The organism is Bacillus sp. 22190, from assembly GCF_052045575.1.
Taxonomy (GTDB): Bacteria; Bacillota; Bacilli; order Bacillales; family Bacillaceae; genus Bacillus; species Bacillus altitudinis.
The window spans coordinates 231890-257453 of sequence record NZ_JBQEPF010000005.1 but is presented as its reverse complement, the minus strand read 5'-3'; the positions used below and the strand labels follow the sequence as shown (position 1 = coordinate 257453).

Below are 25564 nucleotides of genomic sequence, written 5' to 3'. Positions count from 1 at the left end.
CTTTTACGGAAAATAAAATCTTGTATCGAATACAATTTCAAAATCATTGGTGTTCTGTATCTCAAACTCGTTCATGCCTTTATCTAAGGACGGTAGCCTTCCCGACGTTTTCAATCTTTTATTACCGACAACGGTATACTGTTTCAGGTTTCTGACTTGCTGTGACTTTTTCAGTTCGGCTTCTATTTTCAATCTTTCGTTATTCGTGTGATTGATAATCGTTATGTTTTTTCCCTTTGCGTTTAGCAGCACGTTATAATCATGCTGCATTGGATTAATGGGTAAACCAGGATTGAACACACTGAAACGCTTTTTGTTTTTAAAACGGTACTGTAGATCGTCGCGCCTTTGGATACCCATTCCTGAAAACCATCTTTCACTAGAAAAGTTTTGTGCGCTTAAAGAAGTGCCTTTTGACTCTGCTAACCCTGTGATATTGTTAAAATCTACTTGGAAAGATACCTGGTTTTTTTGCTTTTCCTTCGGTATCTGAAACCCTCCGTCACATGTAACCGCAAAACGCCTCCCAGGAAGAAGATCACAAGAAATGTAATACCAAGAGGGCTGAACAACCAAGTTATAAAACTCATGTCTATACTGATAAAAGTTTGCCGCGATTTTAGCATCAAGCAATATCTCAACCTTGATAGACCTTTCTTTGTACACTATGTCGCGCGGGTGCTGCGTCGGTACAAGTCCGTTAAACCTCGTTAACTGTACAAGCTCCCTGTCAGTGCTTGGCGCGTCAGGTGCAAAGCTAAGCAACTTAAAATAGGGCAGTAACCCTGACAAAGGTTGCTCCCCTAAACCATCTCTGAAATCAATATACAGATCCATTATCTTTTCAGCCCTCCTTTATAGGCATTCTGCTCATATTTTTGAGCGCTCTTTTTGTCTAGAATAGATGTGTCTCCTTGATTAAAAACGATGTCTGCTAAATGCTCACCGCCAATAATGACAGGCGCAGGATGGATTTTGATTGTTTGCCCTGCAGCACTTACGCTTTCATTGTTCGTTTGTAAATTGTTTGATAGAAGACTAATAAGGGCATCTAGCTTTTGGTTTAATACAGGCGTATCAATCTCATTTCTCACGGTCAGTTCGGCTCGCATCGTGTTTATTTCATCTGCTGCCCCCTGGATGTTAAACGCCATTCTATTAATTTCAGATTTAAAGGACGTCATAGCACCTTGCGCCATAGCTGCAGTGCTCTTTTTCACGTCCTGCGCTTTTTCTCCAAGCCCAATGATAAACCCATCGCCAAAGTTCACACCTTCTGCAATGGTCTTCTTTGCAGGTGATTTTGATTGTATGGAATCTTTCAGCGAACGTATTGCAACTTTACCGATGGCCCATGCAGCTTTCCATATCGTACCGCCTGTGCCCCCCATGCTACGAATACCGTTAGCAAAACCTTTAGAAAAATCGGCACCTGTGCCAGTTGTTTTCACGCTTGATAAGCCTTGTTTTCCTGATTGTGCTACGGTGCTACCCGAATTACTAGCGTTTCCGGCTTGGCTACGAATGCCCGACGCGAATTGATTCCCTGCTTTTTGTCCGCCTCCGCCATCGGTTGTTTTGGCAAGTTGGGCTGTTGCTGACGCACTAACGGATGATGCTGCAGACGTATTGGCGCCCTTTGTGCTTGTTATTCCCGCACTATGACTTTTCCCTTTTGTCTCTCCTGCTTGAGTAGCTTGAGTGGTATTTTTGTTTAGGTTTGATAACGCTGTTTGGTTTACGCTACTTGCTGCAGTGCTTGTGCTGCCTTTTGTTGAGCTTATACCTGCGCTAAATGATTGGCCTTTTTGTGAGCCGAATGTTTTAGCTCCTGCATTGCCTTCACTTAACTTTTGTTTTAGTGCTTGCTGCAGAACTGTACCACTGTTAGATACGTTAACTTTTGACGAATTAATACCTTCACTAAACGATTGACCTTTTTCTTGTCCTGCAATTCTAGGGGTGCCGTTTTCTTCTCGCAATTTTTGATCCAGTGTTTGTTTAAGGATCGACCCACTTGCTAACGTGTTAGGCGTCGCAGCTGTTATGCCATCTGCGAATTCATCGCCCATTTTCTTTCCTGATTCACGGGCAGATGTTGCACGGTTGAATTCGTTTTCTATCTTTTCAATCGCTTCATTTGCTTTGCTCGCTGACTCTTCTGTAGAACGGCCCAATCCCTCGTTAAACTCTATAAGCGCTTGTTTCGTTTTTTCTAATGCTTCTTCTTTGCTGTCTCCAAGTTTTTGTAAGAATGCTACTTGTTTTTCGGCCCATCGTTCTTGGTACTTTGCTTCACTTTCTTCCATTTCAACAAAGATCCCCATTGAATTACTGGAATACTCTTTTTGCTTTTCAAGGGCTTTTCCTGTTTCCAAGTCCAGCAGTTTCCCGTCTTGAGCCATTTGATCAAATAACGCTTTTGAATTGTTTTTATACGCTTCTAGGTTCTTAGCAAGATCCTTTTGGTAATCGGCATTCGTTTTCGCTTTTAACGCTTTGTATCTTTCAGCATTTTTTGCATCTTTTACAATAGCTTCATCCAAGACTTTAATTCTATAGTCTCGGTCTTCTTTCGCTGCTTTCTGACCTTCTTTGTATAGCTCTGTGATTTGATCATTGTAGCTTTTTGCATTTTTAAAAGAGAGCTTGTTTTGACTCTCGGAAACCCTCTGTTGAATAGCCAATGCGTCTTTTTGATTGGCCGCAAACTTACTCGTCGCCTGTTGAAAGAATGAAATAATGCCATCAAATTGTTTCTTTTGTGAAGCATTCATATTTGATGATAATAAACCTGTTTCATCCTTCAATTTTTCAAGTTGGCGCATTTTCTCTCGTGCTTTTTGAACATCCTTGTCGATGTTACCAACTAATTGATCTGTCCAATCTTCTCCGATTTTCTTTGTCTCTTTTTCCTGGTCTTCAAATAGTCCTTTGAGAACTGCTATTGCATCAGTCTTAAATCCTTCTAACTCCTTAATAAGTGAAGTGGACATTTTTTGATAAGTAGACAATAGATTGCTTGCCATCTTCTCGGCTTCTTTTCCTGAAACCTGTGTCAGTTGGAACAATTGCGACGTAGCTTTTTCGCGTAGGTTCACATATGAACCGGCTGCCTTTTGTGTCGCTTTAGAAACGCCCTCACCATATAGAAGAGCCGATTCTTTTGCTTCTTCTTGGCGTTTCTTTTGATTTTTCAGCTGCTCATTGTAAGCATACGTCGCAACGGCAATGCCTCCTAGTAAAGCCGTTCCACCAACTATGGCAAGCCCCACCGGACCCGTAAATGCTAAGAGCGCACCGATACCCATCGTCAGCGTTGCAACTGCTGTTGTGGCCCCCAAAACTCCCGTAGCAAACAACGCAGTTTTAGCAACCGTTTGAGCTGTGGCAGAATCCATTTTGTTAAACATGGAAACGATGTCTGCTCCTTTTTCAGCTAGGTTCCCAAGTGCAGGAAGTAGACTTTCAGTAAGCTTAATCTTTGCCCCTTCAACTGCAGACTGGAAAGCAATGATACTGCCCCGCGCATTATCAAGCATTGTGTCGGCCATTTTTTTTGCGGCACCGTCTGATTCTTTTAAGGCTTTAGTATTTTCTTTCAGTGCTTTGCTGCCTTTTTGCAGAAGAATAGCCCAATGTTTATAAGATTCAGCGCCGACAATGGTTTTTAAGGTTGCGGCTTGCTGTTCCTTCGTCATACCCTTCATGCCCTTTTCCATTTCGGCCACAACTTCCGGCATACTCTTCATATCTCCCGCCGCATCAAAGAACGCAAAGCCTAATCTATCAATTTCTTTTTGAGCTTTTTTAGCTGGTGTCGCTAACCTAATTAAAGACGTACCAAAGGCTTGTCCTGCGATAGACCCTTGTAAACCTGCGTCACCAAACGCCATGACTGCGGCCGCTGACTCTTCTAGGCCCCAACCAAGTGAATTGGCGTTAGGTGCAAGGAACTTCATGGCCTCTCCCATTTGCTCCACATTCGTGTTTGCATTTGCTGCGCCGTATGCAATTACGTCAGATGCGTGCCCAGCTTCCGATGCTTTCGTTGCAAAAGCCTGCATCATATTAGAAGAAATATCGGCGGCGGCGGCTAAATCTAGTTGACCTGCTGCTGCTAAATTCAACATACCTGGCATCGCTGCATAAATGTCGTTTGCTTTAAATCCGGCCATCGCCAGGAAGCTTTGTGCGTCTGCTGCTTGACTGGCAGTGAAAACAGTTGTTGCCCCCAACTCTTTAGCCTGGTTTTTCAGCTTTTCAACTTCTGCAGCTGTTCCCCCTGAAATAGCTTTAACTTTGCTCATTTGCGTTTCAAATGACATGCCCACTTCCACAGCATCTTTCAGTGGGAGGGCCAAGCTAGCGAAAGCAACACCGGTAGTCATCGCTACCGAAGCACCGGTACTTCTCATTTTGTTGCCAACTGTATTCATTCTTTGGCCCATTTTATAAAGCGAAGAAGAGGTTCGTTTTATTTCAGCTTCCATCTTCTTAATTTTGTTGGTCGTTTGTGTTAACGCATTTTGCGTTTTATTCATTTCAGCTGTTGCATAGTTCAACCGACGGGCAAGATTTTGGGTTTCTCTAGCGTCCTTCCCCTTCTTAACGGCTGAATCTGCATAAGCTCTTTCAAGTGCTTTGACCTTCATTTTATGCTGATCTAATTGCTGTGAAAGGGTTCTGACTTTTGTTTGCGACGTTTTCAGTTCATTACCCCACACACCGACGGCAGTCCGATTCTTTTCAAATTCAGACTTTATGTTCTTCATTTGAACGGCAATTGCTTTCATTTCCCCGTTAAATTGGGACGAATTAGAATACAGCTTTACTTTAATGTCTTTGCTCAATCCCTCACCACCTTTTTACAGTCCAGGTATCTGATCAATGTATAAAGGCTTATCCGATGCTGTAGCGTTCTTACTTGGCTTTTCTTTACTCGCTTCTTTCCTTCGTGCAAGGCGTTTTAAGTGATAGACAATGTCCATTTCGTCTATCTGATTTTGAGTAAAGCCAATGTCCTCTAATGCGTTATACATATCAAGGACAGCATCGGACAAACTTACTCCCCCGGCTCTGCTTCCTCTGCGGTTTCAGGATTCAATATATTGCTTGCCTCAGCGATATTCCCGATGACATACTGTGCGGTCGCAAAGATGGTTTTGGTCAAAAGACGTGCGTCAATACCTGTATCGAATTCCTCTGCAGTAAACTTGTTTCCAAACACGTTACAAATGAACTCGGTTTGAGCACTCGTATGAAATCTTTCAGGATCGTTCGATTCAAAGTCTTCCACGATTTCTACAGCCGTTCTAAACAAGGCACCTGTGATAAAGTTAGGTGTCGAGAACTTCTTTTTCTTTCCATTTAAATGTAGATCTATTGTCAATGCTTCCATGTTATTGCCTCCCGATTACAAAATAAAAAAGAGCGTTATTAAACGCCCTTTCCAATGTCTACTGAACTTGTGGAATCCTCTGTATCTTTTCCCGTTGAAAACGACGCACCGTCGTATACAACTTGTTTAAACCATTCATCCGGGTCAAAGCCTTCGTCGAACTCAGCTTGAGCCTTCCAACGATTTTTACCTTTCTTATTTTGAAGCGTCATGAAACCTGCTTTAAATTTTGCTGTCTCAGGATCTGCTTTACCTTCTGTGGTTTTATTTTCATTAGCCAGCAATTCAGGTAATCCCTTTAAGAACCAATAAAACCTATGCCCGCCTGTAGATGTTTTTGCTCTAAAGCCGAAAGCCAAGAAAATGGCCTTGTCATCAGAACTGGCAAAAGAAATCCCATTTTCGACCTTGTGACCGAAAATCTTATTTTGTACCTCAATAGGTAAATCTGCTAGTTCAGCCTCAAGGTCAATGTCACCCATGTTGTTAAATGAATCATAGACGCCGTTATCAGCCCAAAATTTAGACTGCTCTGATTTTGGATCGACTTTGACGTTTACAGCTCCTGGCAGTCTTTCAGGCTTTGCATATTCAAGTCCTTTGTCATCATCCTGAATAAGTTCAGCATAATGAAACATGTCTAATCCGTAGATTGTTTTCCCCATCTGTTTCCCTCCTAGAAAAATGTTTTGACGTACCTCATGCCTCTGTGAAAGATTTTTGTATCTGTTTCGTAAAGATCGACTGAATCATATCTTCCGTAACCTAAATCTTTCATAAGACGATCTATTTGTTTCGCTATTTCTGTTTCGTTTTTCCGTGTGTCTGCTTTTGAAAATATGCTTAACTGGAATCGAACCTCACTTGCTGCGGAGTGGTTGTCTCTGTATTCCTGATCCCTATTTGTAATCTCTGAAAATACAACCCTGGGGAATGCGGCCACATCATCGGCCACAAGGTTATGAAAACCACCCGTGACAAGCTGCTTTAATTCATCGTTTTTTATTAACGCTGCACTCAATTCTTTCTTTGCATCAAAGCTCATTTAATAGGCGCCGTGATAATTCTTTCCATGATCTTCACAGCTTGTCCCTCCCCTTCGATTGCACTTTTTTCAATGAATGGATGCGGCGGCATTTTAGACGTGCCCCATTCTAAAAACCGTCCTCTGTATGCGACTTTTCTATTTGGTCCAACCGATACAAACAGCTCACCGTCTTTGGATTCTCTTGCAGCTGAAACCGTGATGTTATCGACCATGTGAGGTTGATTTTTTGAACTTTTATTCACGTTCCGTTTTTGATGCTCTGCTATCACCTCGCCGCCAGCTTTAAGAGCAATCTTTTCAGCTTTTTCGATATCGTCACCTATCTTGTTGAAAAATCTCGTTAGATCATCAAATCCATCAATATCCATATCAGCCATTTACGTCGACCTCATTGCATGTGACTTCAAGTTGCTTCTTTTTATTTTCGATGTCGTTGAAATCCATTACATCGAAAGTGCGATATATTGGCTCTCCTGCGTCATTGGTTCCCGTTCGATGACGAATACGCATATCTTGCGTAACATCTTCCCGGTATCTTATTGTTATTTTCTTTGGTGACTTAACGCCTAACGCACCGGCAACAAGCGTATCTGATTTTGTGCCGGAAAATCCTTCAATTGAACCCCATGTCTCAAAGACATTTTCATAGGATTCATTCCAATTCAGCTCGTCATCCTGTACCCTTTTCTTTACTTGAAAGGTTAAGCGACGATTCAACTCGCTTATCTTCTTCATCCTCTTCTGCCTCCACATAGCGAAGTTGGGTTAGTTGATCCCGAATAGTAAAAGGGATGGATGAGCCGGAAACGCCTGACTCATACACCCCTCGATTTTCGTACCAATGAGCAACAAGCATGCCTGTTACAAGCGCATACTGTGCATTTCCTTCCACATAACGTCCTATACCATTTTTGATATATCCCTTTGCTGCAGTAATTAAGGATTTAAGCAAGGCGTCATCTTGATCGGTATCAATTTTTAAATATTCATCTTTCAGCATTTTTAAATCCATAGAAGACCGCCTACTTATTCAGTATTTTCTTTACCCTCTAGTTTGTCGACTCGCGACTCTAAATCTGTGATCATTTTTTGCACTTCTGAATTGATATTGTCCCATTTAACGCTTCCTTTACCGATTGTCCGTGAGTTCACAGATCCATCGCCTAAGTGATCGTTTTTAATAGACCCAGTTTCAATTACTGCAGGATCTCCTTTGTCACCTTTAGGACCTTGCTCTCCTGGATCGCCTTTTGGACCTTGAGGACCAGTATCACCTTTAGGACCTTGTTCACCTTGCATCCCTTGAATGTAAAGAGGATTTTCTTCGCTGTTTCCTTTTACATAAACAGCCGTGATAGGTTTACCATCAGCGTCCGCCTCTGCAGATGTTAATACTCCATTACTTTCATTCAAAAAATCTTTTGCCATGTTAAATCAATTCCTTTCCTTTGTTTATTCTTTGCTCAGTTTGCTTTTCAGCTCTTTTATTTCGTCTTCCATTCCCTTGAGTCTAGTTTCAATAGACGAATTAAGATGCTCCGGCATGACGCTTCCCGTCCCGATGTTTGCCGAACGGACAGCTTTTTCAGCAAGCATTTCATGTGTCACGCTTCCTGGTGCAGATGATCCGCCGCCTCCTACACTCACTTCCTCGCCGTCTTTGACGATCTTTCCTCCTGCAAACTCTAATACACCTCCAATGACAGTTCGATCCCCGCCATCAGTGGTGTAATTTTTTGTTGTATATCCCATCGTGTCCTCCTTATTGGATCGTAATTTGTCCAAATACTACCGCTTCGTCATCCCATTTTCTGACGTCTTCTCGTTCAATCGCTCTGACTTTCGTAGTATTCGTTTCGAAGGCTCCCGCCCCTACGTCTGTAGAAGCGATTGATTGTTGCTGACGATCAAATAGAACAATCGCTTCTTTTAAATTACCGATGATGATTGGCGCTTTACCCTTTTGTGTTTTCAAGACTTTGTTAGAAATATTTACAACAGGTCGGCCGTCAAAAAGTTTTTTTGTTGGATTTGTAGGATCCGGCTGCATTAAATATTTACCTTCTCCGTCTTTAAGTGTATCTAACCAGTTGTATCCGTCTTGGTTAGTCATCACGATAGATCCTGGGGATACAAGAGGATCAAGTGTGACATTTAAAGCTTTTTTAATTCCATCCAATCCCTCAATCTCTACCTTTTTCAAAGATTCAATTACATTCAAAATCAGGCTATTACGGGTAACAACTGATTTTTTTGCAAACCAGTTAGCGACATATCTCATAATCGCTTGATCAGAATCGCTTAACATTGAATTTGATAAGGTCATGATGCCTCCAAAATCTTCAATAGCATAATTCATTTTTGTGAATTTTGGCTGATCGGACTCAGGTAATTCTTCTAATTCTTCAAGACGGGCAAACGGTACCATATCAGAATTCTTTTCTAACAAACGTGATCCTGAACGGCCCGTAACTGGTTCAACCGTTACATATTGCTCTAGTGGTTCATAAGTTCGTTTAAGTTCATGGATTAGCCTTCCAATGTCTTCAGGAATCAAAATCCCGCCATCTTCATCATTTTTGCCTGACATTGCTCTGAATTCCTCACTATCCAAAAGGTCACGCTCTTCATCGGTAAGTCTTTTTCCTCTTAATTTCTTTAGAAAAGTCTTGCGGTATTGCTGCTGCCTTTCTTCTTTATCCCCTTCGGCTCCTTTCCGTCCCTCTGGGTTTCGTTCTAGCTCCGGCACAAAATTTTCACCGCCAGGTAAATCCGGCACGTTCAGTGATCTTCCTTCTACCATCAATTCAATTTGATTCTTAAGCTCCTTCACTTCATCGAGAAGCTGGCGCGCTTCCTCTGTTTTTCCTTCTGCTAGTGCTTTATCAGCATCTTCTTTCTTTTGCGTAAACCGCTGACGCAGTTCAATTTCTTTTTTTGTCATTTTTATTTTTCCTCCTCATAGAACGGAACGCAAAAAAGCCTTATTCGGGAAGATCAAGGCTTAAAAGTTCCAATTCAATTTTTAAAATTTCATCTGTTGGTGCGCTTCGTTGATCTTTCATTTCTTCTACTTTCTCCATGCTTCGAGCACCTACCACAGCTTCGGTATCGCTATATGCAGGTGTCGTTACTAGAGAAATGTCATAAATGCGGTGAATTCGGTTTATTCTTCGTTCGTATATGTCCTCGTTTTCGTTAATTCTCCATTCGTCGGGTTCGTCCCCGTTGTAATCCAACGAAAAAGCAAAAGAACATTGATTAATAACGCCGCTGCGTATATTCTCCATGAGATCGCGGGCATATGACGTGTCTGACGGTTTAAATCTGAATTTAAGACCTATACCATCTATTTCTAATTCAAGCCGTCCTGATTCTCCTGGAACGGTGTTTCTTGCTAGAGGAAAATCCTCTCGATGGTTAAAAAGTGCAATGACGTTTGATAGATCGGTAGATTCTAAAGCGTTCCTGCTGATAATTTCTTTGAACCAGCCCAAACGCTCGGACCATTTTTCAAACTTCAAAGCATAGCCTTCCACATATTCGGCTTGTCCTTCACCGTCGGAACGGATCTCAATTGGCGACGTGAGCAGCCGCACTTCTTTTTCTTTACTCATTCTTGCTGTCACCTCCCTTCATGGCTGAACCAGCTTTAAGCCGCTGGTATTCTTCCATAAAGTCAAGGAACACATAGTTCAAGCTAGATAGATATTTTTCGCCATGTTCGATAGGATTTCTTTCAATCAAGTCGCGAATCTCATTTTTATTTAAAAGACCCGCTTCGCTCATGGTCTTAAAATACTCTGCTTGAGTTTTACTGTCGCCGCGCAGCTCACTATCAACATTGAATTTTACATAATGGCCCGCTTTTTGATCATTGTCAGTAAATAGCTTAATATTTAATTCTTGTTCATAATTCACGATCCACGGTTGCAATGTGTTTTTTACATATTCCAAGGATTGATGCTCAATGTTTGAAAATGTGGCTTTATCAAGCTCATTGAGTTTATGCAACGGAACTTTATAAATCATGGCAATTTGTGCTTTATTGAATTTCATAGATTCTACAAACTGCGCTTCTTGCAACGGCATGGCAATAGATTGATATTCTAGTCCATTATCAATAATGGCTATGTTTTCACCCTGGTTGACCCGCAGCCATTCTTTTCTTACGTTCTCTTTTGGTTTTTCATCCAAGAAAGAAGGTACTTTTAGAATGCCTCGCGGCGTGGCTTCGTTTTTATATAGTTTTGCGTTATATTTTGTTGCAGCTGCTTGAGCGCCTATATGCTCTCTCACTACCCCAATAGGCGACTTACCGTGAATGCCATCCGTTGATAAACCTTTAAAATGAAGCACCTGGTGTTCATATAGTTCCATCGTTCTTCCGTTAACGTTGGTTTGGTACCATAGCCTCCCTGAGTCGGGATGGATGTATGCTTTAGTTGCATCCGGCCGCAACGGGTAAAGATTTTCAGGGAAACCGTGAGCCCCAAACTCAATCATCGAATAGGCATTTCCCCATGTGAGGACATGCGTCATCATCAGCTTTTTCCATACATATGCTGTCATGTACGGGTTTGGTCTTGCGTAGATCATATAGGCTGATGGATGATTAGGGTTTCTGTTGACTCCTTGACTCTCTTTTTTAAATGTGTGTATCGGTAGCTTTGCGATGTCATCTGATAGTACGTTAACACATGCGAAAATGTCTGGTTGCACAAGTGAATTGCTTTCACTGACTCTTTCACCGCTTGCCGTTTCTCGACCTCCGAATAGATTGATCAGCTGACTGAAACCGTCTAATGTTGTTGAGCCTGAACGCTTTTCAAAGAATCGGTCTATAAACATTTATTTTCACCTCTCTTTCTGCCGCGCGTGACTTGACAGCAAGTAGGCATAAAACATAAAAAATACACCCGTCAGAAATAGACCGATGTTTGTATTTATCCGATACGCTGCCAGCAGAATAAAGATGCACCCTCCGATAAACAGCAAGTCATTTAAAATCATCTTTAAAAAAACAATAAATTTTTTCACTCTCTCACTTCCTAAAAACTGAAATTTCCTGAAAAATGTTTGTTTAAGTCAACGTTTGCACCCATATCGTGATACATGGCCCTAGCAAAAGCATTCATAACGGCTGCAGCTGGATCTATTCTTTGCGGTGATTTCGCTTTGTCTAACATGATATTTTCTTGAGCGTCTTGTTTAATGATTGCGTTATTATATGCAAAAGTTAGAAGTGGATCGTTCCCATGAATGACCTTTCCCTCGTATACCTTTTGTCTGTAATCCTTTGTGGGTAAAGAAAGATGCTGAATCCTTTGCGGCAGCTCAACCATATTAAATCCCTTACTCTCAAGCCGTTGTGCAAGGTGCAGCGCATTCCATTTGTCGTAAGCAGCTTCAATGACCCTTAATTTGTTGACGTGGGCAAATTCAATAATCCATCTTTCAACAAATTGATAATCAACCGCTTCCCCTGGTGTGAATGTCATCCAACCTTGATCACGCCATAAATCATAAGGCACTTTATCAGTAGCCATTTTCTCTTTTGCCTTTTCCTCTGGAATGAAGGAATGCTGGCCGACATAATAAAAACCATCAAGAACACCAACCCACCCGACAGAAGTCAAATCAGTTGTCATAGATAGATCTAAACCAAGATAGATCGCCATTTCTTTTAGATCAGGTATTTCACCATGACAGGCCCGCCATTTTGACATTTTCATATAGCCGTTGTCTTTTTGGTCGACCCAGCGATCCATGTTTTTTGTGAGGAAACTTCTCATCTTTTCAGGCACATCTAATGCAACTTTTAACGCTGACCGAAGTGATTCCATCCCTTCTGGGTAAGTTGCTACAATCGGATTTGCCTTGATCCAGTTGGACTCATCTTTTATGTCATCGTCAGGATCTAGCTCGCAAATCATTGCAAAATAGCCATCATTCTCCACGTCTATACCAGGATCAAGGATCTTGGATGTGTATTCATACTCTTTAAAGCAGGGACTATTTAGATTAAATCCGGCAGTCGTGATGACAACCATCAAAGGACTACGTCTTGCAACCATACCACTATCAAGCACATCATAAATTTCACTTGTTTCATGTGCATGGTATTCATCCACAATACCTAAAGATGGGTTTTTTCCATCCCCCATTTTTCTTGCTTCCCTTGAAAGTGGTTGAATAATGGAATTTGTAGTATATTTCTTCACCTTTCCATTAGCTGATGAATATTTCCCTCGAAGTATTGGCGCATGATGAAGCTGTTCAAGAATGGCTTGATATACTTCATCTGATTGTTCTCTTGACCAACCCGCAATAAACACACGATGTTTTTCTTGGGTTGGAAAGATCTCATACGAAGCCATGATAGCCAGTAGTTGCGATTTTGCATTTTTCCTAGCTAACTGGATATATACTTTTCTGAATCGTCTAGCGCCATTCTCTTTTTTGTAAAAGCCGTAGATATTAGCAGCAATGAATAACTGAAAGTCTGTAAGTTCAATTGGCTTACCTGCTAATATCCCTTCGACATGATTGAATTGCTTGGCCCATTCATAGAAATCAAGGACTGCTTCCGCGTCAAAATAATACGGGCAATCTTCATCTGCTAGCCGCTCTACGTCTTTAATGAATCTTTGGACAGCCCACTTGTGCTTCTTGCCTGCTTTTATATCCTCCGATTGAATCTTTTCGCAATATGACCATACACGCTCAATTAAAAGCTCAGCGGTCAATTCCTGCGTTATCATTACATGCGACCTCCAAAGCGTTCTTCTTCTTTTGACTTCGGTTTCCCATCATCTTTCTTCGGAATGACAAGTTTACAGCGAGAGGAAATGGTTAATCCTAAATCACTTGATGCTTGTCTGCATTGTTTAAACAGTTTGTCTTGATTTATAAGAAGATCTGAATAATCATCATTTGGAACTAGTTTTTCCTCTTCTGAAATCACGTTACCTTCTTCATCTAGGTTTCTGACTATCACCTTTTTCATAGGTCCACGCTCAAGCAACTGTTCAGTTACTTGTAAATATAATTTTTTAGCAAATAAAAAACGGGCAAGCGCATCAACATCTAAATTTGTGATAATTCCGATGTTTTTTAGCTCGTCCGCTATCTTTTTGAATTCTCTTTTTAAATCTTTTGATAAATAAGAAGGAGCTTTCACTTTGTCATCTGGTGCCTTAATTTCCTGCTCTCTTCTTTCTTCAATCTCTTTCTTGGTAAGGTTTTTCTTCCCTTTCACTAGCAACAAGTCAACTGGTTGTCTCGGTCTTGCCATCCCCTCACCTCCTTCTGAATTTTCATTTAGGGAATTTTTCAAAATGTTGAGGGAGACGCGGTCTACGGCAAATCGTTTCTAGGGATTTAAGGTAGGGGGGCCTCCATCTCCTGCCTTAGTTGATCCATGTCTTTTTGACAATCCATTTGCGCTTCTTTGATTTTCTTTTTATACATTTCGAGTAACTTTTCTGATCTCGCACTCCGAAGGACAACAAACAGTTTTCTGATTCTGCTTTGCTTACGTCTGATCGCTTCGTTTGTAAAATAAGATGTGTATTCAGCTTTACACCTCGGACAAACTAGAAGATGTTGTTTAATCCCTTCGCCAATCTTTCTAATCCTAGAACAACTTTTAATAATGAATGTTGTTCCACATTGATCACACACGCATGTTTGATTATCCATTCCCAAACCCTCCATCTTCTTTAGCGGTCTTCCTGCTATGGCAGGACGTACACAGCGGCTGCCAGTTAGAAGAATCCCAAAACAGTTTCTTATCTCCCTTATGCGGTTTGATATGGTCCACAACTGTAGCAGCAATACGTTTGCCTTGTAGCATGCAAGATTGACACAAAGGATGCTTTGCTAAATAACCTTCACGCGCTTTACGCCATTGGCTATTATACCCACGGCGGGACGATGACTCACGGAACAGATCATATAAAGCTTTTGATGTCTTATGCTGCTCACAATATCCCGCGCGCGTTAGTTGAGGACATCCAGGTTCATTGCATGGTTTCAATGACTTTCTCATTAGAGTCTACCTCCAAACAAAAAAGCACCCTTTTAGGGGCGCTAGAAAGATATATGATATTTTTTTAATGATGATTTAGCATCTTCAATTTTATCTTGATAAGCACCTAAGATGCGATCCTGGATATCCAATGTCTCTAACAAGCTTTCTAACAGTGTTTCAAATGAATGAACTGACAAAAAACTACTTAATGCAATATTCGGTTTGGTTTTCTCATTAGAGTATATGTTGTATCCATTGATAATTCCATTAGAGCTTAGAACATAATATTCATCAATATCTTTATCAACTCCAACTACTGGACCCTCATATGAATGAAATTGCAATTTTTTGTTGTTAAATGCGAACTTTTTATCTCTAAAATGATCTATTAAGGGCTTAATTTCTTTTAGAATTCTCCGTACTTCATTAGTTTGAATATCTATTAAAGATTCATATTCCTCCTTTTTAGAATTAATTTCTTTATTCTTGATGTTCATTTTCTCTTTTACAAGTTGGATTTTTTCTGTTATTTGTTCACTCATGAAATCCCCTCCCAACTTTATATCGACAGAAGATAGGTAATTAGAACCTTTCGCAAATTTTGTCGAACGAAAAGCGACCTCCGAAATGGAAGCCGCTCTCAATTTATCACCTAATACCATCATAACCGCTCTCAAACAAAACGCTTTGCCAAGATCGTGCCAAAAGTGTGCCATTCTACTTAACATCTATCCAAACAATGTTGATAACCTCTCTTTAATATTTCAACTTCATCACTACTCATTCGGGCAACATACCCAGTATTACTACTAATAACACGAAAAGCATCATAGATCTCTACCACTTCAGTAATCTTGTCACTCTTATACTTAATTAAATCGTATTTGACTTCATTGAACTCGGTAAATACTAAGTGACTCTCGTCAAAAACAATATGATCTAAAGCAGAATTCCCATTGATCAATGCGTCTTCAAATCTCTGATGTTTAATTGACTTAAAGTTCTTGCAGATTTCAAAATCAATAAACCTTTCAATTATTTTCTTTCTATAGTCGAGCTCAACTTGTTCTAATTGTTTGCGTTCAATTATTTCTTGTTCACGCTTTTTTTCAAAAGCTTCCTCACTCTTTTTTATTTGAATTCTTGCAACCCCATAACTAGTTAATGCAGCAAGAATTCCCACCAGTAGGGTTACACCTCCTCCAATAACTGCAATTAAAACTTCCTTTTCCATTTTTTCAACACCTCTTGGATTTATATTAAAAATTTTAAATAACAACACTTATAACTTTAACATTTTTATCCACATTATCCACCAATTCACCATATCTAATAGTCTGTCCAACTGGATAAATCGCTGTATCCTTTGCCCCTCTTGCTTTTTAGCTATTCCCTTAAAATGAGTTGGACATTTTCTCATTATGGTTAATTGACGAAAAAGAACGAAAAAAAAGACCCCCTGCCATTAGAACAGATGAGTCTATAAGCCGAAATCGTCCATTGCTTTGTCCATAGCGTCTTGTGTAATTCCAATGTATCTCAATGTAATGTCAGGACTAGAATGGTTAAATATTTCTTGTAATAAGGCAACGTCTTTATGTTTTTTATAATTCCAGTAACCAAATGTTTTTCTAAGCGTATGAGTACCTATACTATCAAGTCCGACATAGTCCGCTGCCTCTCTCATAATGTTATATGCACTGCTTCGGCTGATTGGTTTGTTGAGTCCTTCTCTACTTTTAAAAAGGTATTCTTGATCATCTTTGTCTTTGATATATTGATCTATCGCTTTTCGAAGCGTCTTGTTAATTTTGATTCTTTTTGCCTTACCTGTTTTTTGTTCTCTTAGCGACACATATTGTTTTTTTACATCCTTCACTCTCAATTCCAGCAGATCGGATATACGCAAGCCTAAATTGATTCCCGCCACAAACAGCAACAGGTTTCGTTTATTCCTCTCACCTAAATACTTCTTTATATAATGGATCTGATCAAGGTCCCTTATTGGTTGGACATAATTCATGATTTCCCCCCCTGCTTATACACTTCTTCTCTCAAAGCAAAGGCTAGTCTATAATATGCTTTATTTTTAATGCGATAATAATTCCTTTGGCTGAGGCCCATATCCGCATAAATTTCATAATCAAACATTTCTTCATCCTGCATATAGAGCATAACTAAAATGCAGCGCTCTTTTTGCGTAAGACGATTAATGCCCCTTTCGATTCGCTTCATGTATTTTTCCCGCTCAATCTCCCAATCCATTTTTTTAAGAGCTGCTTCCTCAGTAGAAGAATGGAACTGATTTGAGAAGCTCGGCGGCGTAATGGTAAATGTTGTTGTGATTTTTGGGAGGAAGTCTTCTGGCGTTTGAAGCCTTAACATCTTATACTTTTCTAGCATTCTTTCCATCTTGAATCTTGTTTTTTCCTCGTCAATTTGAGGGATATCTAAATTCATTTGATCTGTTTGTTCGTTTGGATTCTTATCATTTTTATTAGTCATCCCAATCACTCCCTTTATTTTCGACGCATGGCCCCGCCTTTGGCTCTTCTCAGTCTTTGCATGTTTTGCCCCATCAACTCTCTTAAATCTCTGTCAGTGAGCTTCTGCGGCTGTTTCTTGGGCTTTTCCTTCTTCATGTTCATCCTCCGTTCAGACAAATAAAAAACGGACACCAACCAGCACCCGTAAAAGGTGTTGATCAGTGTCCGCAGGCTCTCCGTCTTGGACATCTATTGTTATAACCCTAAATTTTGACATAAATATTCGAACGAGGGGGATTGTTTCTTAGCAACGCTTATCTTAAAAACTTTAATTACTTCACTCAAAAAATCATTCTTTGTTTTACCATTAGGTATTGAACTTTCAAAGCTTTCTTTAAGTATATTATTACAATCTTGCCTTGGTTTAAATTTTAATTTTTGTTTATTTTTTTCATCCAATCCAGATAAGTACCATCCTTCTATCTCTTTCATTACTAAAAATATAGACTCAACCTCTACATTTTTAAACTTATTTTTTAATTTTTGCTTCTTTTGCTTGTATTCACAACAGTTATCCATATCAGCAATAAAGATGTAGTCAAATCCTTTAGATCTCATTTGATTTAAAGTTTTTAGATAGTTATCTACTTTAATTAAGTCATCATTGGCATATTCTATTATTTGAATTTGATTATATTTACTCTGTAATGATGGCTGAATAATTTCTCTAAAGAAATACCTATCATAAAAGCCTTCAACAAAAACTATGAGCTTCATATACCCCATTTATAACTCTCTCCTAATTCTCTTCAAATATCATATCGTTCACAAAAATATCCTCTAGATTAAGATCATTGCTAATGAATGTTTTGAAAATTTCATTTTTTGAAGGGGCTATTGTTTTAGAAAAGCCATCGGCACCTCTTTTGATAAAAATTACATTATCGGGATCTACATCCTTAACTATATAAGGGTTATGACTTGTTAAAATTATTTGTTTTTTTTGCGAAACTTCTTTCATTAAGTTTAAAATACCTGATAATAATTGGGGATGAATATTCCTTTCCGGTTCTTCAAAAAATAAGATATCTTTATCCTCTTCAAAAAATAAAGCAACTATCAGGGCAGTTATATTTATAGTTCCATCAGATAAAAGTGATGCAGGAAAACGTGATGTAGTTTCATTTTGATAAGTTTCCTCGGCTTGAAAAAAAACTGAATTATCAGGTTGTTTTTCAACATTTACACCACTAATAAATGGAATTAGTTGTCCAATTTTATCAGTTAATCTTTCAGATCTTTTTTTATCTTTTGTAATATTATGAAGTATTAACGGAAGATTACTACCATCTTCTTCTAGGGATGTTTTCCCTATAACTTGTACAGCTTTTTTGGCTGCGTTAGTATCTATGTAATAAACCGAGGAATTTGCTATTGTATCTCTCAGATTATGCGTAGCACCAAAAAATACAGTTGGATTTTTTAACAACATTGCGTTAAAATCCTTCGACCTTTTTGTTCCTTTTTTTAACGAGTAGAAGTATTCAGTCAGTTTAAATCTATCATCATTGATTTCATATTCTTCGAGTAAATCTTCTGGTAGATCTAAATCTTGATGATAATCAACTCCGTTAATCAAAGTAACCTTTGTACTTCCTTCACCTATTTTTTCAATAGTTTCCATTTTTGTTTTTTTTCTTTTAGCAATCTCAATATTAAAGGATTGATTTAATGATTCTTTAACAGTAACTTCTTCCCCTTTAAATGACAGGTCTATAGAATATGTAAGGGTTTGTATATCACATACTATAGATTGATTTTTTTGCTCTTTAATAATTTCTCCACCATAAGGGACTAAATTCAATACAATTTTAGTTGATTTTGAATCACCAATTGTTGTATTCATTAAATACTCTTTTCCACCCTGTAATGCAATTGCATTTTCCAGACCATGATCAACAATATCTCTCAAAAATTTTATTATTTGAAAAAAATTGGATTTACCTGATCCGTTAGCCCCTAATATCATATTGAAATCTTTAAGATAAAAGGAGGACTTTTTAAATGATTTGAAATTCGAAATATGAACTTCTTTAATTTTCATATGAGTATCACCCAAAATTGATTCTACCATAATAAACCACCTTTTCAAATAATTTTAGCTCATTTTATGTTTTCACTTCTTATAACAGTATGAAGAACTATACCTTTTTATGCTTTAGGATAGTATCACCTACCGTGTGTAACCTTAAACCTATATTCTCTCCAAATTCCTCAATGAACTCTTTCAGAAAATCATCTAACTCAGAGTGGAAAAGAATGTCGTCTTCCACATCGTACAAAAACTTCTCAATGTCTTCTTCGTTTAGTCCTAATTCAATTATTCCTCTCCGTTATCTCGTTGATATTTCATGAAAGCCCTAAATGCTTGTCTTGGATCAATGTTCATTTCTTCACCTCAAAAGCTGGCGTGTAGATATGACCTTTAACGCCTGTCCAATTGCTGTTTTTGTATATGGTCATCTTAATCCGGTGCGTACCGGATGTATGATTGACGGTGTAAAACTCTTTTGCTGGTGTGGCGGTCTTGAACGATCCAACAAGACTAAACCGTTGATCTTTCCATTTGCCGCTCACCCTCTTTTGAAGCGTGAAGCGGTAGTATACTGTTTCATTGCCTGTTTTACGTGCCGTGACATCAATGCTTTTGGCTCTCGGTGTGTATGAATTGGCATCTGTCGATACGCTGACTGTATGCCCTCCAATTGTTTTATATCCGCTCGTTACTGCCGCAACAGACGGCGCATATAGCACCGCAGCAACAAAAATAGTTAGTGTGATTAGTAGTTTTTTCATTGTCATTGGCCCCTTTTCAATTTAATTTAATGAGAATGATGGAACTGCTCGAAATTCAATGTTTTTGCGCTGTCTTGACCACCCGTTTATAAATGGTTTTGATTTTCTGTAAAGTATCTCCCACTTTTCCTTGCAAATATCTCTATGAAACTTCCATATCATTAACTCTTCATTCAACGATCCTTCAATATCTTTACGTTCCCATAAGTTCCAATCATCCCATGCATCACTTTCCAGCCAACTTTCTAAATCATAATCTGATTCAAAGACGAAGAAAGAATCGCCATCATCGAGCGAATACAGTAGAAACAATTCATCGTGCATGTTACCTTCCTCCATAGATTCTGATGCTGAACTAGGGTCCAAGGTTCGAATTACATTTAGGTTTCTTGTGTTTCGCTCATCCGTTTGTTTCAGTTGGTCTTTTATAAATTCAACCGCTTCCCTAAGCGTTTCAAATTCCTTTAACACATGTTCACTCATACTGTTTCCTCCTAAGCCGCTAGGCGTTTAATTTCCAAGTAATCCAGCGATCACGATAATTGCCATGAAACCAAGCACCGTGAGAATGACAGGCCCGTTTGATTCCCTTTTTGCCATGACGACATTTCCCTCTATGATCAGATCAGGACAATAATCAGCAAGCACTGGTACAAAAAATTTAGGCACTCCTATATATGCAGCTGCATCATCTATTGTCATCGCTTGATTTTTGCAGGCCTTGACTGCCTGTGAAAGCTCGACATGTTTAGGTAAATTCATGGTATATCCTCCCCCGCAGGGGAAGAACCCCTGCTATGGTTTAGTTTTATAACTGAAATCAAATCTAACTCGTTCAAAACTTCCTTTAATCGTTTCAATGATTGTGTGACCGTGTTCGGGAGCCTCTATGTAATGCGCTGTGTTGTTGATCCCGTCCAGCACGATCACTTGTACTTTTCCTTGTTCAACTAATGTTGTGAAAGGCTCGTTTTTTATTAATGAGATAGTCTGTGGTCTATTCACAATCTTCACTCCAATGTGATATAATTAAGGTTCCTAAGCTTAATTACTCACATTGAACTGATGTGAATTCTTACCGCTGAGACTCGACGGATTGATCTGTGCGCTGCCAACGCCAGTCTTTACGTTTGAGTCTCTTTTTATATGGCTTGGGTGGATGTTGCTGCCTGTAAGCTGCAAGCTCATCTTCTGACATAACCCACGCTTTCACTGGACCTGCTTTGTATGGATTCGCTACAGTTTCCAATATGCTCACCTCCTTTTATTCGTCACGCTGCGGAACGTTGAGATTATAGATTCTTTCGAGTTCTTCGTCAGACAGTTTTTCACAATGCTCACGCCCATAAGCGCCGTTTGCAAGACTCAACCACTCGATCATTAAAGCTCTGTCATCACTGGTCATCACTTGATGCCTCCTCTCTTTTTGAGGTGGCGCACGGCTGCTGTCTTGAGCTGTTTCGGACACTCTTCATATCTCGCGATGACTTCGAGTTGTCTTGCCGTTGCTTTCTCAAATGGCAGCAACAAGATGCTCTTTTTCTTCATGCTGCTTGTCTTCCTTTCCAAAAACTCCACCTTTACGTGGTTCGATCTTTCCCAACTCTGCTTGATCAAGTATCAGCAACAGGATGTCATCAACATTGCGTGCTAAACGATTTGCGATGTGTCTAATCGGCTCATGGTCCTTCCACATCTTCCGAAAAGCTACGATGTCCCTTTCACACCATATAAAATCGTTTTGCGGGCAAGCGAAGTAAACCGGTTGTTGTTCAAACAACTTTCGCAAATCCCTTTTTTTGTAGCTCATTGTGCATTTTTTGATATACATAGGCTCGTTTGCGCCGACACCGTTCGGTCGCTCCTTGATCTTTCCACGCTTGCTAAAATCAATCATCAGTATTAACACTTCTTCTGATGGTCGGTTAAATAACTCCGCCATCTCTTCAATCGACCTGCCTTCGTACCAGTAATCAAGAAAACGTTTAAGGCCAACAATCGTCCATTCAAAATTGACATGATCCAAAATGATTCTAGTGACACTCATTTCGCAATTTCCTTTCTCCGTCCAACTTCTTTATGCACAATATGCATGGATGCTGCCAGATTCTTTTCCACGTGCCAGTAACGAGGATTTAACCCATTCACTACTAGGATTTTTCTTTCTGTGCGTGTTGGTTTTCTGCCGCCTTTTTTCATATTCAGCGCGCCTCCTTATGTTTTTTGTATTCGTTCAGACTTACTTCCAGCTGATCTATTAAACTATCAACCTTCTCAGATGTGATTTTGCTCATGTTTTACACTCCCTTAGAACGGCAATACTTCTTTACGCTTGTCCGATGTGTCTTTAAAAATGATGTATTGCTGCTTTTGGGTGATGCGTGATACTAGCTTGCTGTCATACATTTGATACAGCTTTTCGCTAGTAAGGTTTGTTGTATAAATCGTCACTTTATCCTGCCGAGCAGATGTTACTTTGTAGATGAGACGATGAATGAAATCACTGGCTTTACTATCCGAATGCTCTGACCCTGTTTCTGCGCCGATGTCATCTATCACGAGATAATCGGCCTCACCCATCAACTGAGTCACATACGCTTCTGTGTACTTGCTCTCTTTGTTGCTGAATGAATCTTTAATTGCCGTAGCAGCATCTTCCATATTGATAAACAAACAAGATCGACCTTTGTCTTTAGGGTTGTCGGGATCAGGAGGCACATTAAGTTCTCTAAGTGCTGCATATGCAAGGTGACTCTTCCCCACTCCCGGATGGCCCTGCAAAAATATGTTGAACACTTCACCTTGTTGCAAGTGTTTAACAAGATCCATCATGCGGTTTTTATTCTTGGTCTCTTCTGGCTCAGCAACATTGTAATTTTCAAATGTTGCTTGTGAGACAGTTCGATCCCTGAACATGCTGCGTTTTTCCAACGTGTTAAATTTTTTCTGTCGCTGGCTATATTCAATTTGACTTTCTAATTCTTTTTGCAATTTCTTTGACTCTTCTTCCAGTTCACATCGTGGGCAAATTACTTTCCCATTCATGACCATCATTCGGACAGGTTTTACAACATCTTCACTGCCACGAGTGTATGTGTGCTTATTACAGTAATCAGAATGGAAGGTCATTTTGTCGGTTACTTCGGCTGCCACCGCCTTTATGCTGTGCACGCTTTATCACCTCATCACTGTTGTTTAAGTAACCTTCGAATTTTGTTCCGAAAAGTGTTTCGGGACGAAGGAATTTACTCATGTCAGGGTTATCACGCCATTCATAGCATTTTGCTAAGATAACCTTTTTAAAATCATCGAATCTGAATCCCTCGTTCCATCTTGCTTTTATTAGTTGCTGTGTCTTTGGTGTGGTGTGACGGTAATTTTTCTCTGACATTTGATTGAGAAGATCCGTTATGAGTTTGAATGGGATTTCTGATTTATCCGCAGTCGGGTTTCCCGACAATATATCTTTCTTTTCTTTTTCTTTTTCTTTTTCTTTTTCTTTTTGTCCACTTGTCGTTGACGTATCGTGTGACGTTTCGTTGACGTATCGATCAAATATTTCACGAATACTGGCATTTTGAATTAGCGGGTATATTAGACTAATCAAACCTTTATCTTTCACTTCGCGAAGCTCTTTAGACACACAATCAAGCATGGGCTTTCCACCTTTATTTAAGTTGTATTTAGCCCAATTTTTAATAACCAATTCTCTTGTCTCATTGTTATAAACAATGAGTTTGTGGTGGTTTTCAAAACGATCCATTAAACTGTTTACAGACTCTATTGAATACCCTAAATCAAAAGCCATTTGCTTCTTAGTTAACGAGTAAATTCCGATCTGAGTCGTATTCGGATTAGTAATGAGATACAAGAAAAAATATCTATCTTCTGGTGTCATTTCCTCTGTCACTTTCGGATCTTGCCAGAAAGTTGTTTGAACATGCCTGAACTTAGCCATAAAAACTCCTTTCATTTCACATAATTAGATAAAAATGGTATATTATACCTCTCAGGAAGGGAGGTGTAACTATGAAAAGCAAAGAAGAACAAGCGCATGATTTTGCAATTGCAGTTGTTAATGCTATTTCGGATGAGAGAGTCGGAATAGACGATATCGTGAAATTCAGATTAGAGTTGTATAAATCAGCATTTAAACAATTTAGTAACTCTCAAGATGATGAATTGAATGATCGTATAGAATCTGGTAATTTCTCTTTCTAATTAACTGCCAAATTTAGCAACATGACTTACACCTCTTTGCCTCCTTTTACGAAGTTCATCATTTGTCACAGCTGAGAAGAAATTATGATTGATTTTGTTCATCAATAAATTTTTTTAAGTCTTTAAGAAATTGATTATACTTTTCAACACCTAAATTCTTACTGATGAATAAGAACTCCACATTTAATGTACTTTGTGGAACAGATGTAACATCAAATTCTCCAATCGTTCGTTGTTTAATTTCGTAACTGGAAATACCTACGCATTTGAAAAGTTTAGAATCAGCCTCTGTTGCAGCAGGGGTTGATTTCATTGGTTTTTCGTTCATGTTAAAACCTCCTTATGGTTTCTTAAATAACTTTTCCGAAAGAGCTTGTCCTTCAAAAAAAGGTGAAACAAAAGTTTCAAGCCTCTTTATTTTTTTTGTTCTTCTCTTTTTTAACTGGTGTGTAATAAGGAGCCACAGCCTCAGTAAAAAGTTTTTCTCTGTCTTCTGTTCCAAAGTAAACTTCTCCGATAAACAGGTTGCTTTTCCTCTTTTGCTTTTTCTTAGCCATAAAAATCACCTCGACACATAATATGCAGTGTGGACAGTAGGACTACCCATCAAATTTGAATATTAAAAAACGCAAACGTTATTCCTGACAGGTATTAAACTATTCAAAAAAAAGCTTGGCTTTTATGCCAACTTGTTCTGAAATTCTCTCTAAGCTTTTAAAAGTAGGAGAAATTTTTCCGTTTTCTAGTCTCGATATATAAGAACCCGTAAAACCCATAACTTCTGCGAATTCTTCTTGAGAAAGACCACTCTCTTTTCTTTTCGTTTTCAACATTTTAGCTAGTTCATTAAGATCAATCACACAGCACCTCCTGATATTCCTGTCAGGAATGAATATACCACACAGGAATATCGTTGGCAAGTCTTTTCCAAAAGAAATATTCCCGTCTGGAAAGTCAGTATGCTATAATTATTATGTAATTTTGGTTAAACTGTTACGATCAAAGGTGGTTTAAAAATGGAGAATAGAAAAATTGGTTTTGCTGTAAAGCGTCTACGTTTAAAAAAGAAGAAAACTGTAGAAGAGGCAGCTAAAGAAATTGGTATATCTCAAAGCTATTTATCTAGAATTGAGAATAACTCACAAATTCCCTCCGTTAAAGTTATAAATAAAATAGCAGATTATTTTGATGTACATAGTTCATATTTATTTTTTGATGAAGAAAGCATAAATAGCTTTACTGAAAAAGAGAACGAATTATTCTCAAGCAAACATATTAATATAAACGACCTTGAAAAATTAAACATTGTTCATGATAACGGCTCTAAAATCACAAAAGAAGAAATTAATTATGTAATTGATCGCCTAAAGGAACTAAGAGAATTAAGAGAAAATTATTTAAAAGGAAAAGAATAATTTATTTTTTTTTGCTTTCTTCTTCAAGTTTCTTTATCTTAGATATTTCTCTCTCTATTTTTTCAATAAGTTGTTCGTAACTAGACAATATACTTCCCCCCT

The 25564-nt window shown here is 38.9% G+C and carries 41 protein-coding genes; 2 read left to right on the top strand and 39 right to left on the bottom strand.

What is annotated here, in order from left to right:
* Positions 1-3: 3 nt before the first annotated feature.
* The 36 genes from ACTJKA_RS09700 to ACTJKA_RS09525 all read right to left on the bottom strand — a co-directional run bounded on the left by ACTJKA_RS09700 (position 4) and on the right by ACTJKA_RS09525 (position 23784).
* Complete coding sequence (locus ACTJKA_RS09700) at positions 4-837, bottom strand: phage tail domain-containing protein (RefSeq protein WP_440607734.1); 834 nt, start codon at positions 835-837, stop codon at positions 4-6.
* Positions 837-4853, bottom strand: a complete 4017-nt coding sequence (locus tag ACTJKA_RS09695; RefSeq protein WP_440607733.1) for a phage tail tape measure protein — start codon at positions 4851-4853, stop codon at positions 837-839. The genes ACTJKA_RS09700 and ACTJKA_RS09695 overlap by 1 nt, the downstream gene beginning before the upstream one ends.
* Before the next feature lie 15 nt (positions 4854-4868).
* Positions 4869-5063, bottom strand: a complete 195-nt coding sequence (locus ACTJKA_RS09690; RefSeq protein WP_034665790.1) for a hypothetical protein — start codon at positions 5061-5063, stop codon at positions 4869-4871.
* A 2-nt stretch (positions 5064-5065) separates the two neighbouring features.
* Positions 5066-5401 (bottom strand): phage tail assembly chaperone G, encoded by a 336-nt coding sequence (gene gpG / locus ACTJKA_RS09685; RefSeq protein ID WP_017367767.1) that lies wholly within the window; start codon positions 5399-5401, stop codon positions 5066-5068.
* Positions 5402-5439: 38 nt separating this feature from the next.
* Positions 5440-6066: a major tail protein gene (locus ACTJKA_RS09680; RefSeq protein WP_110487084.1), complete on the bottom strand. Its 627-nt coding sequence runs from the start codon at positions 6064-6066 to the stop codon at positions 5440-5442.
* 11 nt (positions 6067-6077) lie between these two features.
* Positions 6078-6446: a tail completion protein gp17 gene (gene gp17 / locus ACTJKA_RS09675; protein ID WP_440607732.1), complete on the bottom strand. Its 369-nt coding sequence runs from the start codon at positions 6444-6446 to the stop codon at positions 6078-6080.
* The gene (locus tag ACTJKA_RS09670) at positions 6443-6826 is read right to left on the bottom strand and encodes an HK97-gp10 family putative phage morphogenesis protein (protein WP_322535922.1); all 384 of its coding nucleotides are present in this window, start codon (positions 6824-6826) and stop codon (positions 6443-6445) included. The genes gp17 and ACTJKA_RS09670 overlap by 4 nt, the downstream gene beginning before the upstream one ends.
* Positions 6819-7184, bottom strand: a complete 366-nt coding sequence (locus ACTJKA_RS09665) for a phage head closure protein (RefSeq protein ID WP_440607731.1) — start codon at positions 7182-7184, stop codon at positions 6819-6821. Before ACTJKA_RS09665 ends, ACTJKA_RS09670 begins: the two co-directional genes overlap by 8 nt.
* Complete coding sequence (locus tag ACTJKA_RS09660) at positions 7120-7461, bottom strand: head-tail connector protein (RefSeq protein ID WP_099682788.1); 342 nt, start codon at positions 7459-7461, stop codon at positions 7120-7122. Before ACTJKA_RS09660 ends, ACTJKA_RS09665 begins: the two co-directional genes overlap by 65 nt.
* A gap of 14 nt (positions 7462-7475) precedes the next feature.
* The gene (locus ACTJKA_RS09655; RefSeq protein ID WP_440607730.1) at positions 7476-7877 is read right to left on the bottom strand and encodes a collagen-like triple helix repeat-containing protein; all 402 of its coding nucleotides are present in this window, start codon (positions 7875-7877) and stop codon (positions 7476-7478) included.
* Positions 7878-7901: 24 nt separating this feature from the next.
* Positions 7902-8201, bottom strand: a complete 300-nt coding sequence (locus tag ACTJKA_RS09650) for a hypothetical protein (protein ID WP_057079386.1) — start codon at positions 8199-8201, stop codon at positions 7902-7904.
* Positions 8202-8211: 10 nt separating this feature from the next.
* Positions 8212-9393: a phage major capsid protein gene (locus tag ACTJKA_RS09645; protein WP_440607729.1), complete on the bottom strand. Its 1182-nt coding sequence runs from the start codon at positions 9391-9393 to the stop codon at positions 8212-8214.
* A gap of 40 nt (positions 9394-9433) precedes the next feature.
* Positions 9434-10066, bottom strand: coding sequence for an HK97 family phage prohead protease (locus ACTJKA_RS09640; protein WP_440607728.1), 633 nt, complete (start codon positions 10064-10066; stop codon positions 9434-9436).
* Positions 10059-11300 carry a phage portal protein gene (locus tag ACTJKA_RS09635; RefSeq protein WP_342493611.1) on the bottom strand — a complete coding sequence of 414 codons (1242 nt, stop codon included), beginning with the start codon at positions 11298-11300 and terminating at the stop codon, positions 10059-10061. Before ACTJKA_RS09635 ends, ACTJKA_RS09640 begins: the two co-directional genes overlap by 8 nt.
* A 6-nt stretch (positions 11301-11306) precedes the next feature.
* Positions 11307-11489 carry a hypothetical protein gene (locus ACTJKA_RS09630; protein WP_342493612.1) on the bottom strand — a complete coding sequence of 61 codons (183 nt, stop codon included), beginning with the start codon at positions 11487-11489 and terminating at the stop codon, positions 11307-11309.
* 11 nt (positions 11490-11500) lie between these two features.
* Positions 11501-13213, bottom strand: a complete 1713-nt coding sequence (locus ACTJKA_RS09625) for a terminase large subunit (protein ID WP_440607727.1) — start codon at positions 13211-13213, stop codon at positions 11501-11503.
* Entirely contained in the window at positions 13213-13746 is a 534-nt protein-coding gene (locus ACTJKA_RS09620) for a phage terminase small subunit P27 family (protein WP_111292185.1), read from the bottom strand. Before ACTJKA_RS09620 ends, ACTJKA_RS09625 begins: the two co-directional genes overlap by 1 nt.
* Before the next feature lie 86 nt (positions 13747-13832).
* On the bottom strand, positions 13833-14153 hold the full coding sequence (locus ACTJKA_RS09615; protein ID WP_081038962.1) for a transglycosylase: 321 nt from the start codon (positions 14151-14153) through the stop codon (positions 13833-13835).
* A complete protein-coding gene (locus tag ACTJKA_RS09610) occupies positions 14146-14502 on the bottom strand; it encodes an HNH endonuclease (protein ID WP_440607726.1) in 357 nt (118 codons plus the stop codon). The genes ACTJKA_RS09615 and ACTJKA_RS09610 overlap by 8 nt, the downstream gene beginning before the upstream one ends.
* Positions 14503-14543: 41 nt before the next feature.
* Entirely contained in the window at positions 14544-15200 is a 657-nt protein-coding gene (locus ACTJKA_RS09605) for a hypothetical protein (protein ID WP_440607725.1), read from the bottom strand.
* 5 nt (positions 15201-15205) lie between these two features.
* Positions 15206-15718, bottom strand: a complete 513-nt coding sequence (locus ACTJKA_RS09600) for a hypothetical protein (RefSeq protein WP_440607724.1) — start codon at positions 15716-15718, stop codon at positions 15206-15208.
* A gap of 246 nt (positions 15719-15964) precedes the next feature.
* The gene (locus ACTJKA_RS09595) at positions 15965-16507 is read right to left on the bottom strand and encodes a site-specific integrase (protein ID WP_440607723.1); all 543 of its coding nucleotides are present in this window, start codon (positions 16505-16507) and stop codon (positions 15965-15967) included.
* Positions 16504-16989: an ArpU family phage packaging/lysis transcriptional regulator gene (locus tag ACTJKA_RS09590; RefSeq protein ID WP_440607722.1), complete on the bottom strand. Its 486-nt coding sequence runs from the start codon at positions 16987-16989 to the stop codon at positions 16504-16506. The genes ACTJKA_RS09595 and ACTJKA_RS09590 overlap by 4 nt, the downstream gene beginning before the upstream one ends.
* A 14-nt stretch (positions 16990-17003) precedes the next feature.
* Positions 17004-17126, bottom strand: a complete 123-nt coding sequence (locus ACTJKA_RS09585; RefSeq protein ID WP_264188799.1) for a hypothetical protein — start codon at positions 17124-17126, stop codon at positions 17004-17006.
* A 99-nt stretch (positions 17127-17225) separates the two neighbouring features.
* Positions 17226-17756, bottom strand: a complete 531-nt coding sequence (locus ACTJKA_RS09580) for a hypothetical protein (RefSeq protein WP_017360268.1) — start codon at positions 17754-17756, stop codon at positions 17226-17228.
* 13 nt (positions 17757-17769) lie between these two features.
* Positions 17770-19104: an AAA family ATPase gene (locus ACTJKA_RS09575; RefSeq protein ID WP_440607721.1), complete on the bottom strand. Its 1335-nt coding sequence runs from the start codon at positions 19102-19104 to the stop codon at positions 17770-17772.
* A gap of 311 nt (positions 19105-19415) precedes the next feature.
* Complete coding sequence (locus ACTJKA_RS09570) at positions 19416-19826, bottom strand: hypothetical protein (RefSeq protein WP_440607720.1); 411 nt, start codon at positions 19824-19826, stop codon at positions 19416-19418.
* A 21-nt stretch (positions 19827-19847) separates the two neighbouring features.
* The gene (locus tag ACTJKA_RS09565) at positions 19848-20309 is read right to left on the bottom strand and encodes a hypothetical protein (RefSeq protein ID WP_440607719.1); all 462 of its coding nucleotides are present in this window, start codon (positions 20307-20309) and stop codon (positions 19848-19850) included.
* Between the two features lie 27 nt (positions 20310-20336).
* Positions 20337-20588, bottom strand: a complete 252-nt coding sequence (locus tag ACTJKA_RS09560) for a hypothetical protein (RefSeq protein WP_440607718.1) — start codon at positions 20586-20588, stop codon at positions 20337-20339.
* A 33-nt stretch (positions 20589-20621) separates the two neighbouring features.
* The gene (locus ACTJKA_RS09555) at positions 20622-20831 is read right to left on the bottom strand and encodes an XtrA/YqaO family protein (protein ID WP_440607717.1); all 210 of its coding nucleotides are present in this window, start codon (positions 20829-20831) and stop codon (positions 20622-20624) included.
* 70 nt (positions 20832-20901) lie between these two features.
* Positions 20902-21084: a hypothetical protein gene (locus ACTJKA_RS09550; RefSeq protein WP_440607716.1), complete on the bottom strand. Its 183-nt coding sequence runs from the start codon at positions 21082-21084 to the stop codon at positions 20902-20904.
* A 6-nt stretch (positions 21085-21090) separates the two neighbouring features.
* Positions 21091-21231, bottom strand: a complete 141-nt coding sequence (locus ACTJKA_RS09545) for a BH0509 family protein (protein WP_111292412.1) — start codon at positions 21229-21231, stop codon at positions 21091-21093.
* 108 nt (positions 21232-21339) lie between these two features.
* A complete protein-coding gene (locus ACTJKA_RS09540; protein ID WP_440607715.1) occupies positions 21340-21873 on the bottom strand; it encodes a hypothetical protein in 534 nt (177 codons plus the stop codon).
* The gene (locus ACTJKA_RS09535) at positions 21870-22025 is read right to left on the bottom strand and encodes a DUF6906 family protein (RefSeq protein ID WP_164071250.1); all 156 of its coding nucleotides are present in this window, start codon (positions 22023-22025) and stop codon (positions 21870-21872) included. The genes ACTJKA_RS09540 and ACTJKA_RS09535 overlap by 4 nt, the downstream gene beginning before the upstream one ends.
* A 108-nt stretch (positions 22026-22133) precedes the next feature.
* On the bottom strand, positions 22134-22997 hold the full coding sequence (locus tag ACTJKA_RS09530) for an AAA family ATPase (protein ID WP_440607714.1): 864 nt from the start codon (positions 22995-22997) through the stop codon (positions 22134-22136).
* Positions 22939-23784: a conserved phage C-terminal domain-containing protein gene (locus tag ACTJKA_RS09525; RefSeq protein WP_440607713.1), complete on the bottom strand. Its 846-nt coding sequence runs from the start codon at positions 23782-23784 to the stop codon at positions 22939-22941. The genes ACTJKA_RS09530 and ACTJKA_RS09525 overlap by 59 nt, the downstream gene beginning before the upstream one ends.
* 71 nt (positions 23785-23855) lie before the next feature.
* On the opposite strand from ACTJKA_RS09525, the gene ACTJKA_RS09520 reads away from it, so the two are divergent.
* On the top strand, positions 23856-24047 hold the full coding sequence (locus ACTJKA_RS09520) for a hypothetical protein (RefSeq protein ID WP_440607712.1): 192 nt from the start codon (positions 23856-23858) through the stop codon (positions 24045-24047).
* Positions 24048-24129: 82 nt separating this feature from the next.
* Here ACTJKA_RS09520 and ACTJKA_RS09515 read toward each other — a convergent pair whose 3' ends face one another.
* From ACTJKA_RS09515 to ACTJKA_RS09505, 3 genes are all read right to left on the bottom strand, one after another.
* Positions 24130-24375, bottom strand: a complete 246-nt coding sequence (locus ACTJKA_RS09515; protein WP_440607711.1) for a hypothetical protein — start codon at positions 24373-24375, stop codon at positions 24130-24132.
* 76 nt (positions 24376-24451) lie between these two features.
* Complete coding sequence (locus tag ACTJKA_RS09510; RefSeq protein ID WP_350385861.1) at positions 24452-24604, bottom strand: hypothetical protein; 153 nt, start codon at positions 24602-24604, stop codon at positions 24452-24454.
* A gap of 99 nt (positions 24605-24703) precedes the next feature.
* Positions 24704-24907: a helix-turn-helix domain-containing protein gene (locus ACTJKA_RS09505; RefSeq protein ID WP_269379470.1), complete on the bottom strand. Its 204-nt coding sequence runs from the start codon at positions 24905-24907 to the stop codon at positions 24704-24706.
* A 156-nt stretch (positions 24908-25063) separates the two neighbouring features.
* Here ACTJKA_RS09505 and ACTJKA_RS09500 point away from each other — a divergent pair, with 156 nt between their 5' ends.
* Complete coding sequence (locus ACTJKA_RS09500) at positions 25064-25462, top strand: helix-turn-helix domain-containing protein (RefSeq protein ID WP_440607710.1); 399 nt, start codon at positions 25064-25066, stop codon at positions 25460-25462.
* Positions 25463-25564: the final 102 nt, after the last annotated feature.

Excerpts from the sequence above, each read along its gene's own strand:
- ACTJKA_RS09605 (WP_440607725.1), bottom strand. The coding sequence starts at position 15,200 with ATGGCACACTTTTGGCACGATCTTGGCAAAGCGTTTTGTTTGAGAGCG.
- ACTJKA_RS09635 (WP_342493611.1), bottom strand. The coding sequence starts at position 11,300 with ATGTTTATAGACCGATTCTTTGAAAAGCGTTCAGGCTCAACAACATTA.
- ACTJKA_RS09580 (WP_017360268.1), bottom strand. The coding sequence starts at position 17,756 with ATGGGGTATATGAAGCTCATAGTTTTTGTTGAAGGCTTTTATGATAGG.
- ACTJKA_RS09670 (WP_322535922.1), bottom strand. The coding sequence starts at position 6,826 with ATGGCTGATATGGATATTGATGGATTTGATGATCTAACGAGATTTTTC.
- ACTJKA_RS09600 (WP_440607724.1), bottom strand. The coding sequence starts at position 15,718 with ATGGAAAAGGAAGTTTTAATTGCAGTTATTGGAGGAGGTGTAACCCTA.
- ACTJKA_RS09535 (WP_164071250.1), bottom strand. The coding sequence starts at position 22,025 with ATGAAAAAAGGCGGCAGAAAACCAACACGCACAGAAAGAAAAATCCTA.
- ACTJKA_RS09680 (WP_110487084.1), bottom strand. The coding sequence starts at position 6,066 with ATGGGGAAAACAATCTACGGATTAGACATGTTTCATTATGCTGAACTT.
- gp17 (WP_440607732.1), bottom strand. The coding sequence starts at position 6,446 with ATGAGCTTTGATGCAAAGAAAGAATTGAGTGCAGCGTTAATAAAAAAC.
- ACTJKA_RS09515 (WP_440607711.1), bottom strand. The coding sequence starts at position 24,375 with ATGAACGAAAAACCAATGAAATCAACCCCTGCTGCAACAGAGGCTGAT.
- gpG (WP_017367767.1), bottom strand. The coding sequence starts at position 5,401 with ATGGAAGCATTGACAATAGATCTACATTTAAATGGAAAGAAAAAGAAG.
- ACTJKA_RS09575 (WP_440607721.1), bottom strand. The coding sequence starts at position 19,104 with ATGGTAGAATCAATTTTGGGTGATACTCATATGAAAATTAAAGAAGTT.
- ACTJKA_RS09665 (WP_440607731.1), bottom strand. The coding sequence starts at position 7,184 with ATGAAGAAGATAAGCGAGTTGAATCGTCGCTTAACCTTTCAAGTAAAG.
- ACTJKA_RS09570 (WP_440607720.1), bottom strand. The coding sequence starts at position 19,826 with ATGAAAAAACTACTAATCACACTAACTATTTTTGTTGCTGCGGTGCTA.
- ACTJKA_RS09540 (WP_440607715.1), bottom strand. The coding sequence starts at position 21,873 with ATGAGTGTCACTAGAATCATTTTGGATCATGTCAATTTTGAATGGACG.
- ACTJKA_RS09565 (WP_440607719.1), bottom strand. The coding sequence starts at position 20,309 with ATGAGTGAACATGTGTTAAAGGAATTTGAAACGCTTAGGGAAGCGGTT.
- ACTJKA_RS09510 (WP_350385861.1), bottom strand. The coding sequence starts at position 24,604 with ATGGCTAAGAAAAAGCAAAAGAGGAAAAGCAACCTGTTTATCGGAGAA.
- ACTJKA_RS09620 (WP_111292185.1), bottom strand. The coding sequence starts at position 13,746 with ATGGCAAGACCGAGACAACCAGTTGACTTGTTGCTAGTGAAAGGGAAG.
- ACTJKA_RS09590 (WP_440607722.1), bottom strand. The coding sequence starts at position 16,989 with ATGACTAATAAAAATGATAAGAATCCAAACGAACAAACAGATCAAATG.
- ACTJKA_RS09525 (WP_440607713.1), bottom strand. The coding sequence starts at position 23,784 with ATGGCTAAGTTCAGGCATGTTCAAACAACTTTCTGGCAAGATCCGAAA.
- ACTJKA_RS09585 (WP_264188799.1), bottom strand. The coding sequence starts at position 17,126 with ATGAAGAAGGAAAAGCCCAAGAAACAGCCGCAGAAGCTCACTGACAGA.
- ACTJKA_RS09700 (WP_440607734.1), bottom strand. The coding sequence starts at position 837 with ATGGATCTGTATATTGATTTCAGAGATGGTTTAGGGGAGCAACCTTTG.
- ACTJKA_RS09520 (WP_440607712.1), top strand. The coding sequence starts at position 23,856 with ATGAAAAGCAAAGAAGAACAAGCGCATGATTTTGCAATTGCAGTTGTT.
- ACTJKA_RS09545 (WP_111292412.1), bottom strand. The coding sequence starts at position 21,231 with ATGACCAGTGATGACAGAGCTTTAATGATCGAGTGGTTGAGTCTTGCA.
- ACTJKA_RS09560 (WP_440607718.1), bottom strand. The coding sequence starts at position 20,588 with ATGAATTTACCTAAACATGTCGAGCTTTCACAGGCAGTCAAGGCCTGC.
- ACTJKA_RS09625 (WP_440607727.1), bottom strand. The coding sequence starts at position 13,213 with ATGATAACGCAGGAATTGACCGCTGAGCTTTTAATTGAGCGTGTATGG.
- ACTJKA_RS09615 (WP_081038962.1), bottom strand. The coding sequence starts at position 14,153 with ATGGATAATCAAACATGCGTGTGTGATCAATGTGGAACAACATTCATT.
- ACTJKA_RS09640 (WP_440607728.1), bottom strand. The coding sequence starts at position 10,066 with ATGAGTAAAGAAAAAGAAGTGCGGCTGCTCACGTCGCCAATTGAGATC.
- ACTJKA_RS09500 (WP_440607710.1), top strand. The coding sequence starts at position 25,064 with ATGGAGAATAGAAAAATTGGTTTTGCTGTAAAGCGTCTACGTTTAAAA.
- ACTJKA_RS09660 (WP_099682788.1), bottom strand. The coding sequence starts at position 7,461 with ATGGATTTAAAAATGCTGAAAGATGAATATTTAAAAATTGATACCGAT.
- ACTJKA_RS09655 (WP_440607730.1), bottom strand. The coding sequence starts at position 7,877 with ATGGCAAAAGATTTTTTGAATGAAAGTAATGGAGTATTAACATCTGCA.
- ACTJKA_RS09650 (WP_057079386.1), bottom strand. The coding sequence starts at position 8,201 with ATGGGATATACAACAAAAAATTACACCACTGATGGCGGGGATCGAACT.
- ACTJKA_RS09595 (WP_440607723.1), bottom strand. The coding sequence starts at position 16,507 with ATGAATTATGTCCAACCAATAAGGGACCTTGATCAGATCCATTATATA.
- ACTJKA_RS09610 (WP_440607726.1), bottom strand. The coding sequence starts at position 14,502 with ATGAGAAAGTCATTGAAACCATGCAATGAACCTGGATGTCCTCAACTA.
- ACTJKA_RS09645 (WP_440607729.1), bottom strand. The coding sequence starts at position 9,393 with ATGACAAAAAAAGAAATTGAACTGCGTCAGCGGTTTACGCAAAAGAAA.